This is a genomic window from Streptomyces sp. NPDC053427 (genome assembly GCF_044544985.1).
Lineage (GTDB): Bacteria > Actinomycetota > Actinomycetes > Streptomycetales > Streptomycetaceae > Streptomyces.
In genome coordinates this window covers 110,595-122,014 of the sequence record NZ_JBITYA010000010.1, presented here as the reverse complement: position 1 = coordinate 122,014, position 11,420 = coordinate 110,595, and the positions used below count along the sequence as shown (strand labels likewise).

Genomic DNA, 11,420 nt, shown 5'->3' with positions numbered 1-11,420 from the left:
CAATGGTGGGTGGGCGGGCCGCGGGTGTCAACCCTGAGAAAACTCAGGGGAGGGTGTGCCGGGTGCCGCCGCGTAGGTACCGTTCCGTGGCGGAGTCAACCGGGAGTCGGCCGAGGGGCGGCCGCGTGTCAGCCGACGGGATTCTGGGAACGGGGCGGGAATGCAGTCATACGGGGACGAAACGCGGCCACTCGCCGCGCTCTCGCTGCCCTCGCGGATCGTCATAGGCGTGGCGGCCAGTGCGGGCGCCGTGATCGTCGCGATCCATCTGGCCATGATGTTCCTGCATGTCGCGCCGCAGAACACGCTCAGCAAGCAGCGGGGCGACCTGATCAGCGACTACGTCTATCCCGAGTACGAACAGAACTGGAAGCTGTTCGCGCCCAACCCGCTCCAGCAGAACATCGACGTCCAGGTCCGCGCCCAGCTGCGCGGCGCGGACGGCACGCAGCGGACCACGGGCTGGACCGACCTGACCGCCCTCGACGGAAGCAACATCCTCCACAACCCGGTCCCCAGCCACACCCAGCAGAACATGCTGCGCCGCAGCTGGGAGTTCTACCTCGGCTCGCACACCGCCCAGAACAATCCCGTCGGCATGCGCGGTGAGCTGTCCGGCCGCTACGTCCGGCGCATCGTGATGTACCGCATGGGTGCCGAGTGGGCCAAGAACGGCCACGTCGAACGGATGCAGGTGCGCTCGAGGACCACGGCCGTCAGCCCGCCGCCGTGGAGCACGGAGAAGGTCAGCGACAAGCCCATGTACCGCGTACTGCCCTGGTGGCAGGTCACCGCAGACGACCTGCCCAAGGGGGCGACGAACCAGTGACGTCACCGACGCCGCAGCGGTCGGCAACCGAGCCCGGCACGCCCCAGCAGTCCCCCGCCCCCGAGCCGCCGCTGGAGGAGACCCGTATCGAGCGCGCCATCGGCCGCGGCTTCGCGCAGGTCACCGGCCGGGCGATGGCGCCGTACCAGACCGCCGTCATCCGCATCGGCTTCTCCGCGACCTGGCTGCTGTTCCTGCTGCGGGAGTGGCCCAACCGGCATGCCCTCTACGGCCCCGACAGCCCCTTCAGCCTGGACATGGCCCGCAGGCTTCTCAACGGCAACCACGCCTTCTCCCTGCTGCCCTGGTCGGACAGCAGCGGCTGGTTCGAGTGCGTCTACCTGCTCGCCATCGTGGCCAGCGCCCTGCTGATGCTGGGCTGGCGCACCCGCACCATGTCGGTGCTCTTCATGATCGGCGTGCTCTCGCTGCAGAACCGCAGCATTTTCCTGGGTGACGGCGGCGACAACGTCATCCACCTGATGTCGATGTATCTCGTGCTCACCCGCTGCGGGCAGGTGTGGTCCCTGGACGCGCGGCGTGCCGGCCGGGCCGCGGCGACGCCGCCGGCAGCACCGGGCCGCGATCTGCCCGGCATCCTGCTGTGGAGCGTTCTCGGCCTGGCCCTGGCCGTGGCCCAGCTGCTCGGCAAGTACAGCCTCACCTGGTTCGGCGACGGGCCCTTCCCGGGCATCGGCTGGAGCCTGGCGCTGTGGGGCCTGTGGGCGGTGCACGGCCTGTGGTGGGCGGTGCGCCGGTACGCGCCCGGGGAGCCGCGCATCGTCCTGGACACCCTCGCCAAGCTCGCGCACAACGGCGCACTGCTGGTGATCATGATCGAGGTCTGCCTGATCTACGCCACCGCCGGCTGGTACAAGATCCAGGGTTCGCGCTGGCAGGACGGCACCGCGGTCTTCTACCCGATGCACCTGGACTACTTCTCCCCCTGGCCGGATCTGTCCCAGGCGCTGGGCAGCAGCGGCCTGATGGTCATGCTGCTCACCTACGGCACGGTCATCGTCCAGGTGGCCTTCCCCTTCACGCTCTTCAACCGGCGCCTGAAGAACGTGCTGCTGGTCGCGATGATCTGCGAGCACCTGTCGATCGCGGTCCTGCTCGGGCTGCCGTTCTTCTCGCTCGCGATGATCGCGGCGGATGCGGTCTTCCTGCCGACGAACTTCCTGACCTGGCTCTCCGCCCGGATCTCGGACCTGCGCAAGCGCCTGTTCGGCCGCGACCGCACGTCCCGGCCCGACGGCAGCGAGCCGGAGGCCCGTACCCACAGCGACGACGATGGCCATACCCTCGTGGGGTGAGCAGCGAGAAAACCGCCCTGAGCAACGAGAAAACCGCCCAGGACGGCGAGACCACCGCCCCGGGCGCGGAGCCCCTTCAGTACGACGAGGGCTTCGAGCCCAAGATCGGCGTCGGCCCGCACCCGGAGCCCTGGCCACAGGACACCCGTTTCGACCCCGAGCTGCTCGCGCACGGCGACCGCCGCAATGTCGTCGACCGGTACCGCTACTGGACGCGTGAGGCGATCGTCGCCGACCTCGACACCCGCCGCCACGACTTCCATGTGGCCGTCGAGAACTGGGGACACGACTTCAACATCGGCTCGGTGGTACGGACCGCGAATGCGTTCCTGGCCAAGGAGATCCATATCGTCGGGCAGCGCCGCTGGAACCGCCGCGGCGCCATGGTCACCGACCGCTACCAGCACGTCCGCCACCACCCGGACACCGCCGACCTCACCGCCTGGGCCGCCGCCGAGGAGCTGCCGATCATCGGGATCGACAACCTCCCCGGCGCCGTGCCGCTGGAGACGACCGAGCTGCCGCGCCGCTGTGTGCTGCTCTTCGGCCAGGAGGGGCCGGGGCTGACCGAGGAGGCGCGCCGGCACGCCTCCCTGGTCTGCTCCATCGCGCAGTTCGGCTCGACCCGGTCGATCAATGCGGGCGCCGCGGCCGCCATCGCGATGCACTCCTGGATCGGCCGCCACGCCCGTATCGAGGCCTCCTGACGCTCTTACGCGCGCACGTTCTCACGCGGGTCGGCGCACCTCCACCGTACGGAAGCGGTTCGCCACGAACGCGCCGTCGCACAGCGCCGCATTGGCCGCCGGGTTGCCGCCGGAGCCGTGGAAGTCGGAGAACGCCGCCGTCTGGTTCACATAGACGCCACCGGTGAGGTTGAGCGACAGCTGGGCGCACTCGTCCAGGCAGGCTTCCTGGACCAGGCGTTCCACTTCCGCGTCGGTGGTGTACGCGCCGACCGTCATGGCGCCCTTGTCCCGTACGGTGCGCCGCAGCAGCTCCACCGCGCCGGCCGCCGAGTCGACGGCGACCGCGAAGGACACGGGGCCGAAGCACTCCGACAGATAGGCCGCCTCGGAGTCCGGCTTCGCGCCGTCCAGCTTGACGATCACCGGAGTGCGGACCGTGGCCCCGGGGAAGTCGGGGTTGGTCACCTCGCGGGAGGCCAGCGCCACCTCACCCAGCCCGGACGCGGCGTCGATCCGCTCCTTGACCTGCGGATTGACGATCGCGCCCAGCAGGGCGTTGGCGCGTGCGTCATCGCCGAGCAGCCCGCTCACCGCGCCCGCGAGATCGCCGACCACCTCGTCGTACGACTTCGGCCCGGCGTCCGTGCCGATGCCGTCGCGCGGAATCAGCAGATTCTGCGGGGTGGTGCACATCTGGCCGCTGTAGAGCGACAGGGAGAAGGCGAGGTTGGCGAGCATGCCCTTGTAGTCGTCGGTGGAGTCGATGACGACGGTGTTGACGCCGGCCTTCTCCGTGAAGACCTGCGCCTGGCGGGCATGCGTCTCCAGCCAGTCGCCGAAGGCGGTTGAGCCGGTGTAGTCGATGATGCGGACCTCGGGGCGCACCGCCAGCGTCTTGGCCAGGCCCTCGTCCGGCTTGTCGACGGCCAGGCACACCAGGTCGGCGGGGTAGCCGGCCTCGGTGAGCACCTCGCGCGCCACCTGGACGGTCAGCGCCAGCGGCAGCACGGCCCGCGGATGCGGCTTGACCAGCACCGGGTTGCCGGTGGCCAGCGAGGCGAACAGGCCCGGATAGCCGTTCCAGGTGGGGAAGGTATTGCAGCCGATCACCAGGGCGACGCCGCGCGGCACGGCCGTGAAGGACTTGGTCAGCTCCAGCGGCTCGCGCTTGCCCTGCGGCTTGGACCAGGGTGCCTGCCCGGGGGTGCGGACCTGCTCGGCGTACGCGTACGCCACCGCCTCCAGGCCGCGGTCCTGTGCATGCGGGCCGCCCGCCTGGAACGCCATCATGAAGGCCTGTCCGCTGGTGTGCATCACGGCCTGCGCGAACTCATGGGTGCGCGCGCTGATCCGCGCCAGGATCTCCAGGCACACCGTCGCCCGCGCCTCGGGACCGGCGTCCCGCCAGGCGGGGATCGCGGCACGCATGGCCGGCAGCAGGACGTCCACGTCCGGATGCGGGTAGGTGATGCCCAGCTCCGGTCCGTACGGGGAGACCTCCTCGCCCGTCCAGTCGTCCGTGCCGGGCTGGTCCAGCGCGAAGCGCTTGCCGCGCAGCGCCTCGAAGGCGGCCAGGCCGTCGGGGGCGCCGGTCTCGCCGTACGCCTTGGGGTGCTCGGGGTGCGGGGACCAGTACGCGCGGGTACGGATCGCCTCGAGCGCCTTGTCGAGGGTGGGGCGGTGCTTGTCGAGCAACTGCGCTGTGGTCAGTTGCGCCGGGGCCGGTTGCGCTGCGGTCACTTCGGTGGCCATCGATGACCAACTCCTCGTCGAGCCGGGCGGAGAGCGGATGAGGCGGTGAGATCGGAACCAGAAGGTCGGATCCAGGGATTCGGATCAGGATTCGGATCAGGGATGAAGACCGGAACCCAGGTCGGAGATCGAACCAAGGACTGTGAGCGGATGTACCAACGGAGTTAGAGTAACCGAACGATCGGTCGGGGCAAGGGGTCCCCGTATGCCTGTGGACAACTCGGGTCGGGGAGGAACAATCGCCATGACGGCAATGGGCACCGCAAGCACCGTGGCAGTGGTGGGCACCGGCACCATGGGACAGGGAATCGCGCAGGTGGCGCTGGTTGCCGGGCACCGCGTGCGCCTCTACGACACGGCCCCCGAACGCGCCCGGCAGGCCGCCGAGGCCATCGGCCGGCGGCTGGACCGGCTCTCCGAAAAAGGCCGGATCGCACCGCAGGAACGGGACGCCGCCCGCGCCCGCCTCTCCCCCGCCGCTTCCCTCGCCGAGCTCGCCGACGCCGCGCTGGTCGTCGAGGCGATCCTGGAACAACTCCCCGCCAAACAGGAGCTGTTCACCGCCCTGGAGGACATCGTGGCGGCCGACTGCCTGCTGGCCACCAACACCTCCTCCCTGTCCGTCACCGCCGTCGCGGGCCCGCTGCGCCACCCCGGCCGCGTCGTGGGCCTGCACTTCTTCAACCCCGCGCCGCTGCTCCCCCTGGTCGAGGTCGTCAGCGGCTTCGCCACCGACGAGACGGCCGTCACCACCGCGTACGACACCGCCGCCGCCTGGGGCAAGACTCCGGTGCGCTGCGCGGACACCCCCGGGTTCATCGTCAACCGCATCGCCCGCCCGTTCTACGCCGAGGCCCTGCGCGCCTACGAGGAGCGGGTCGCCGACCCCGCCACCATCGACGCCCTGCTGCGCGACGGCACGGGCTTCAGGATGGGCCCGTTCGAGCTGACCGACCTCATCGGGCAGGACGTGAACGAGGCGGTCACCCACTCGGTGTGGACGTCGTTCTTCCAGGACCCGAAGTTCGCTCCCTCTCTGGCGCAGCGGCGCCTGGTGGAGGCCGGGCTGCACGGCCGGAAGTCCGGGCGCGGCTGGTTCGACTACGCGGAGGGGGCGCGGCATCCGGAGCCGCAGACCGCCGCGTCGTGTCCCGCCCCTCAGGCCGTCGGCCTGCACGCGCAGCTGCCCGGTCCCGCGGCCGTGCTGTGCGAGCTGGTCGAGGAGGCCGGCATCAAGATCACCCGGGACGGGACGCCGGGGGAGTCCGCGGGCTTCCTCCGGCTGCCCGGCGGGGCCCGGCTCGCGCTGACCGACGGCACTGCGGCGACGGGCGCGGCGCACGACCGTTGCATCCGGTTCGATCTCTCGCTGGACTACCGGGTCGCGACCCGGATCGCGCTGGCCGCCTCTCAGGGCGCCTCCGCGGCGGACCTCGCGGAGGCGGTGGGGCTCTTCCAGGCGCTCGGCAAGGAGGTGAGCGTCATCCAGGACGTGCCGGGCATGATCGTCGCCCGCACGCTCGCGATGATCGTGGACTTCGCCGTGGACGCGGCGGCCCGTAACGTGGCGACGCCGGACGCCATCGACACCGCGATGCGCCTGGGCGTGAATTACCCCGGTGGCCCCATGGAGTGGGCCGAGCGGCTCGGCGCCCGGTGGGTGTGGGATCTGCTGGATTCGATGTACCACCACAATGCCGGTGGCCGCTACGCACCGTCGTGGGCCCTCAGGCGCCGTGCGGACCTGGAGGGACAGGTGCTCTAATCATGACCATGGCCAAGCGCGACACGTACACGCCCGATTCGCTGCTCGCGGTCGCCGTCGGGGTGTTCAACGAGCGCGGATACGACGGCACCTCCATGGAGCACCTTTCCAAGGCGGCCGGTATCTCGAAGTCCTCGATCTACCACCATGTGCGCAGCAAGGAAGAGCTGCTCCACCGGGCGATAAGCCGCGCCTTGGACGGGCTGTTCGGCGTCCTGGAGGAGCCGGGCGCCGTCGAGGGGCGGGCGATCGAGCGGCTGGAGTACGTCACCCGGCGCGAGGCCGAGGTGCTGATGGATGAACTGCCCTATGTGACGCTGCTGTTGCGCGTGCGCGGGAACACCGACACCGAGCGGTGGGCCATGGAGCGCCGCCGCGAGTTCGACCACGAGGTCGCCGACCTGCTCAAGCAGGCGGCCGCCGACGGTGACCTGCGGGACGACGTCGACATCCGGCTGGCCACCCGGCTGCTCTTCGGCATGATCAACTCGATTGCGGAGTGGTACCGGCCGGGGCGCGGCGGCGCGGCGAGCCGGGAAGAGGTGGCCGAGGGCGTGGTGCGTACGGCGTTCGCGGGGCTGCGCAGGAGCTAGGTGGTGTCCGGGCGCCCCGCGCTACTGCTCCTCCGGCCCCAGCTCGGTTTCCTCGAAGACCAGCAGGGTGCGGGTGCTGAGCACCTCCGGGATCGACTGGATGCGGGTCAGGACCAGCTCCCGCAGCTCCCGGTTGTCCTTGGTGTGGACCAGCAGCAGTACATCGAAATCCCCACTGACCAGCGCGATGTGGGACGCCCCGGGAAGCGCCGTGAGCTGTTTGCGCACGGTGCGCCAGGAGTTCTGCACGATCTTCAGAGTGATGTACGCGGAGGCGCCCTGGCCTGCGCGTTCCTGGTCTATGAGGGCGCTGAAGCCGCGTATGACGCCGTCGTCGATCAGCCGGTTGATGCGGGCGTAGGCGTTGGCCCGCGAGACATGGACCTGGTCGGCGACGGAGCGTATCGAGGCCCGGCCGTCCGTCTGCAGCATGCGCAGGATCGCGCGGTCGACGGTGTCCAGCGGGCGCGCGGGCGGGACGGGCGGGGCGGATGCCGCCGACGGCCGGCCGCCCGGATTGGCCATCTGTTCGTCCCGCATATGGTCCCGCCTCCCCGTTGTGGACGTCCTGCATTCATCTCAAGCTGTGGAGAACCGTTTGTCCACAGGCTGAGTCCGCCTGTAGCCAAAATGCATCGGCGACCGAACAATCGGTAGGGAAGGGCTCACCCGCCCCGACCGGATGCATCCTGCCCATGAGTCGCCCGCCACCACCCCTAATCAGGCGCCTCGCGCCGCCCCTTCGATCCGAGGAGGTGCTCGCTCATGACGGTCCTTGAGCAGCCCGGCAGCAGCAGGAACAAGAGCTCTCTGCCCGGCCCGCCGCCCGACTGGCGGCCGCGTGTCGATCCCGCGCCCCTCCTGCCCGACGCCGAGCCGTACCGCCTCCTGGGGACGGACGCCGCCCGCAAGCTCGATGCCGGACTGCTCAAGCGGCTCTACGTCCAGCTGGTGCGCGGCCGCCGCTACAACGCCCAGGCCACGGCCCTGACCCGGCAGGGGCGGCTGGCGGTCTATCCGTCCTCCACCGGACAGGAGGCCTGCCAGGTCGCCGCCGCGCTGGCCCTGGAGGACCGCGACTGGCTCTTCCCCAGCTACCGCGACACCCTCGCCGCCGTGGCCCGCGGGCTCGACCCCGTACAGGCGCTCACCCTGCTGCGCGGCGACTGGCACACCGGATACGACCCGCGCGAGCACCGCATCGCCCCCCTGTGCACCCCGCTCGCCACCCAGCTCCCGCATGCCGTGGGCCTGGCGCACGCCGCCCGCCTCAAGGGCGACGACGTGGTGGCGCTCGCCATGGTGGGCGACGGCGGCACCAGCGAGGGCGACTTCCACGAGGCGCTGAATTTCGCGGCGGTCTGGCAGGCGCCGGCCGTCTTCCTCGTCCAGAACAACGGCTTCGCGATCTCCGTACCGCTCGCCAAGCAGTCCGCCGCGCCCTCACTGGCCCACAAGGCGGTCGGTTACGGCATGCCGGGCCGCCTGGTGGACGGCAATGACGCCCCCGCCGTGCACGAGGTCCTCAGCGAGGCCGTACGGCGCGCCCGCGGGGGCGGCGGCCCCACCCTGATCGAGGCCGTCACGTACCGCATCGAGGCGCACACCAACGCCGACGACGCCACCCGCTACCGCACCGACACCGAGGTCGAGACCTGGCGGGCGCACGACCCGATAGCCCTTCTGGAGCACGAGCTGACCGCCCGCGATCTGCTGACCGACGAGTTCTTCGGCGCCACCCGGGACGGCGCCGAACAGCTGGCGGCCGACCTGCGGGAGCGGATGAACCAGGATCCGGTGCTCGACCCCATGGACCTGTTCACCCACGTCTACACCGAGCGGACCAGCCAACTGCGCAGCCAGGCGACCCAGTTGCGCGCCGAGCTGGACGCCGAGCAGACCCCCGCCCAGGAGGCCCGGCCATGACGACCACCGCTCCGGCGGCCACCCGCAAGCCCGCCACCATGGCGCAGGCGCTGACCCGCGCGCTGCACGACGCCATGGCCGAGGACCCGACGGTCCATCTCATGGGCGAGGACGTCGGCGCCCTCGGCGGCGTGTTCCGGGTCACCGACGGTCTGGCCAAGGAGTTCGGCGAGGACCGCTGCAGCGACACCCCGCTCGCCGAGGCCGGCATCCTCGGCACGGCCGTCGGCATGGCCATGTACGGGCTGCGGCCGGTCGTGGAGATGCAGTTCGACGCGTTCGCCTACCCGGCGTTCGAGCAGCTCATCAGCCATGTCTCCCGGATGCGCAACCGCACCCGGGGCGCGCTGCCGATGCCACTGACCATCCGGATTCCCTACGGCGGCGGAATCGGCGGGGTCGAGCACCACAGCGACTCCTCCGAGGCGTACTACCTGGCCACCCCCGGCCTCCAGGTGGTCACCCCGGCGACCGTCGCGGACGCCTACGGTCTGCTGCGCGCCGCCATCGCCTCCGACGACCCGGTCGTCTTCCTGGAGCCCAAGCGGCTGTACTGGTCCAAGGATGACTGGTCGCCCGACGCCCCCACACCCGTCGCCCCCATAGGCCGCGCCGAGATCCGGCGCCGCGGCGAGAGCGCCACGCTGATCACCTACGGTCCGTCGCTGCCGGTCTGTCTGGAGGCCGCCGAGGCGGCCCGCGCCGAGGGCTGGGACCTGGAGGTCCTCGATCTGCGCTCGCTGATGCCGTTCGACGACGACGCGGTCTGTGCGTCGGTACGGCGTACCGGGCGCGCGGTGGTCGTCCATGAGTCGGCCGGATTCGGCGGCCCCGGCGGCGAGATCGCCGCGCGCATCACGGAGCGCTGCTTCCATCACCTGGAGGCGCCCGTGCTGCGGGTGGCCGGCTTCGACATCCCGTATCCGCCGCCGATGCTGGAGCGGCACCATCTGCCGGGCGTGGACCGGATCCTGGACACCGTCGCCCGCCTCCAGTGGGAGTCGGACTGGACCGAGGGACGTGGTGAGTGATGGCCGTGGTCCGCGAATTCACCCTGCCCGACCTGGGCGAGGGCCTCACCGAGGCGACGATCGTGCAGTGGCTGGTCGAGGTCGGCCAAGTGGTGGCCGTCGACCAGCCGGTGGTGGAGGTGGAGACCGCCAAGGCGATGGTGGAGGTGCCGTGCCCCTACGGGGGCGTGGTCACCGCCCGCTTCGGTGAGGAGGGCGTCGAGGTCCCGGTGGGGGCGCCGCTGGTGACGGTGGCCGTGGGCGCGGTGCCGGACGACCTGGCGGGGCGCGGCCCGGCGGGCGAGGCCGGAGGGACGGGTACCTCCGGCACCGGACCCGCGGCCTCGGAGGAGCCGGCCGGCTCGGGGAATGTGCTGGTCGGCTACGGGACGAGCGCCGCCGCGGCGCGACGGCCAAGGATCCGGCCGGGGGGCGCGGGCCCGGCCAGTGGCCTACCGCCGGCCAACGGCGTACCGCCGGCCGGTGCCGTACCTCCGGCCAACGGCGTACCGAGTCCGCCCGAGCCGGAGCCGGCTCCGGTCGTGCCCGCGGCTCCCGACAGCCGCACAGTGGCCGTCATCTCGCCGCTGGTGCGCCGGATCGCGCGGGAGAACGGCCTGGACCTGACGGAGTTGAGCGGGTCCGGGCGGGACGGGCTGATTCTGCGATCGGACGTTGAGCGGGCGATCCGGGAGCGGGAGCAGACCGGAGCGGCGGCCTCCGTGGCGGGCGTGGTGGGGGCCGCGTCCGCCACCGGGGCCGCAGCGCAGGCCGAGCGCGTCCCGCTGAAGGGGATGCGCGGCGCCGCCGCCGAGAAGTTCAGCCGCAGCCGCCGCGAGATCCCGGACGCCACCTGCTGGGTGGACGCCGACGCCACGGAACTCCTCGCCGCCCGTCGGGCGATGAATGTCCCCGGCGCTCCCACGGTGTCCCTGCTCGCGCTGCTGGCCCGGGTCTGCACGGCCGCGCTCGCGCGGTTCCCCGAGCTCAACGCCACGGTCGACACCACGACCCGGGAGATCGTCCGTCTGCCTGCCGTCCACCTGGGCTTCGCCGCGCAGACCGACCGCGGCCTGGTGGTCCCGGTGGTCCGCGACGCCCATGCCCGTACGGTCGAGGAACTGTCCGCAGAGATGGCCCGGCTCACCGAGACCGCCCGGTCCGGCGGGCTGTCCCCGGCCGAGCTGACCCAGGGCACCTTCACCCTCAACAACTACGGCGTCTTCGGCGTCGACGGCTCCACGCCGATCATCAACCACCCCGAGGCCGCGATGCTCGGCGTCGGCCGGATAGCCGCCAAACCTTGGGTGCACGAGGGCGAGTTGGCCGTCCGGCAGGTCGTCCAGCTGTCGTTCACCTTCGATCACCGGGTGTGCGACGGCGCCACCGCCGGCGGCTTCCTGCGGTTCGTCGCCGACTGCGTGGAGCAGCCGGCGCTGCTGCTGCGCGCCCTCTGAGCCGATGCCGCGCTGCGGCGGTCGCGGTCCCGCGGCCCGGCCGCCGTGGAAACTTTCCCTGCTGTGACACCTGTGTGAACGCG

10 protein-coding genes are annotated in these 11,420 nt (G+C 71.4%); 8 read left to right on the top strand and 2 right to left on the bottom strand.

From position 1 onward, the window contains the following. The first annotated feature begins 160 nt into the window (after window positions 1-160). Genes ACIGWZ_RS26985 through ACIGWZ_RS26975 form a run of 3 tightly spaced genes read left to right on the top strand, consistent with a single transcriptional unit; the run spans window position 161 to window position 2,852 of the window. Window positions 161-829: a DUF5819 family protein gene (locus ACIGWZ_RS26985; RefSeq protein WP_400068975.1), complete on the top strand. Its 669-nt coding sequence runs from the start codon at window positions 161-163 to the stop codon at window positions 827-829. Continuing rightward, window positions 826-2,145 (top strand): HTTM domain-containing protein, encoded by a 1,320-nt coding sequence (locus ACIGWZ_RS26980; RefSeq protein ID WP_400068973.1) that lies wholly within the window; start codon window positions 826-828, stop codon window positions 2,143-2,145. The genes ACIGWZ_RS26985 and ACIGWZ_RS26980 overlap by 4 nt, the downstream gene beginning before the upstream one ends. Before the next feature lie 17 nt (window positions 2,146-2,162). Next, window positions 2,163-2,852 carry a TrmH family RNA methyltransferase gene (locus ACIGWZ_RS26975; RefSeq protein ID WP_400069453.1) on the top strand — a complete coding sequence of 230 codons (690 nt, stop codon included), beginning with the start codon at window positions 2,163-2,165 and terminating at the stop codon, window positions 2,850-2,852. 21 nt (window positions 2,853-2,873) lie between these two features. On the opposite strand, the gene paaN is transcribed toward ACIGWZ_RS26975, so the two are convergent. Further along, window positions 2,874-4,586 (bottom strand): phenylacetic acid degradation protein PaaN, encoded by a 1,713-nt coding sequence (gene paaN, locus ACIGWZ_RS26970; RefSeq protein WP_400068972.1) that lies wholly within the window; start codon window positions 4,584-4,586, stop codon window positions 2,874-2,876. A gap of 244 nt (window positions 4,587-4,830) precedes the next feature. On the opposite strand from paaN, the gene ACIGWZ_RS26965 reads away from it, so the two are divergent. Beyond that, the gene (locus ACIGWZ_RS26965) at window positions 4,831-6,351 is read left to right on the top strand and encodes a 3-hydroxyacyl-CoA dehydrogenase (protein WP_400068970.1); all 1,521 of its coding nucleotides are present in this window, start codon (window positions 4,831-4,833) and stop codon (window positions 6,349-6,351) included. A gap of 2 nt (window positions 6,352-6,353) precedes the next feature. Further along, window positions 6,354-6,944, top strand: coding sequence for a TetR/AcrR family transcriptional regulator (locus tag ACIGWZ_RS26960; RefSeq protein ID WP_400068968.1), 591 nt, complete (start codon window positions 6,354-6,356; stop codon window positions 6,942-6,944). Between the two features lie 21 nt (window positions 6,945-6,965). Here ACIGWZ_RS26960 and ACIGWZ_RS26955 read toward each other — a convergent pair whose 3' ends face one another. Continuing rightward, window positions 6,966-7,484, bottom strand: a complete 519-nt coding sequence (locus tag ACIGWZ_RS26955; RefSeq protein WP_400068966.1) for an Lrp/AsnC family transcriptional regulator — start codon at window positions 7,482-7,484, stop codon at window positions 6,966-6,968. 225 nt (window positions 7,485-7,709) lie between these two features. Here ACIGWZ_RS26955 and pdhA point away from each other — a divergent pair, with 225 nt between their 5' ends. Genes pdhA through ACIGWZ_RS26940 form a run of 3 tightly spaced genes read left to right on the top strand, consistent with a single transcriptional unit; the run spans window position 7,710 to window position 11,337 of the window. Continuing rightward, window positions 7,710-8,870 (top strand): pyruvate dehydrogenase (acetyl-transferring) E1 component subunit alpha, encoded by a 1,161-nt coding sequence (pdhA, locus tag ACIGWZ_RS26950; protein ID WP_400068964.1) that lies wholly within the window; start codon window positions 7,710-7,712, stop codon window positions 8,868-8,870. Beyond that, a complete protein-coding gene (locus tag ACIGWZ_RS26945) occupies window positions 8,867-9,901 on the top strand; it encodes an alpha-ketoacid dehydrogenase subunit beta (protein ID WP_400068962.1) in 1,035 nt (344 codons plus the stop codon). Before pdhA ends, ACIGWZ_RS26945 begins: the two co-directional genes overlap by 4 nt. Then, a complete protein-coding gene (locus ACIGWZ_RS26940) occupies window positions 9,901-11,337 on the top strand; it encodes a dihydrolipoamide acetyltransferase family protein (RefSeq protein ID WP_400068960.1) in 1,437 nt (478 codons plus the stop codon). The genes ACIGWZ_RS26945 and ACIGWZ_RS26940 overlap by 1 nt, the downstream gene beginning before the upstream one ends. Window positions 11,338-11,420 lie beyond the last annotated feature (83 nt).

What these genes read in the sequence shown, in the direction of transcription:
- ACIGWZ_RS26985 (WP_400068975.1), top strand. Translation starts at nt 161, where the DNA reads ATGCAGTCATACGGGGACGAAACGCGGCCACTCGCCGCGCTCTCGCTG.
- paaN (WP_400068972.1), bottom strand. Translation starts at nt 4,586, where the DNA reads ATGGCCACCGAAGTGACCGCAGCGCAACCGGCCCCGGCGCAACTGACC.
- ACIGWZ_RS26965 (WP_400068970.1), top strand. Translation starts at nt 4,831, where the DNA reads ATGACGGCAATGGGCACCGCAAGCACCGTGGCAGTGGTGGGCACCGGC.
- ACIGWZ_RS26960 (WP_400068968.1), top strand. Translation starts at nt 6,354, where the DNA reads ATGACCATGGCCAAGCGCGACACGTACACGCCCGATTCGCTGCTCGCG.
- ACIGWZ_RS26955 (WP_400068966.1), bottom strand. Translation starts at nt 7,484, where the DNA reads ATGCGGGACGAACAGATGGCCAATCCGGGCGGCCGGCCGTCGGCGGCA.
- pdhA (WP_400068964.1), top strand. Translation starts at nt 7,710, where the DNA reads ATGACGGTCCTTGAGCAGCCCGGCAGCAGCAGGAACAAGAGCTCTCTG.
- ACIGWZ_RS26945 (WP_400068962.1), top strand. Translation starts at nt 8,867, where the DNA reads ATGACGACCACCGCTCCGGCGGCCACCCGCAAGCCCGCCACCATGGCG.
- ACIGWZ_RS26940 (WP_400068960.1), top strand. Translation starts at nt 9,901, where the DNA reads ATGGCCGTGGTCCGCGAATTCACCCTGCCCGACCTGGGCGAGGGCCTC.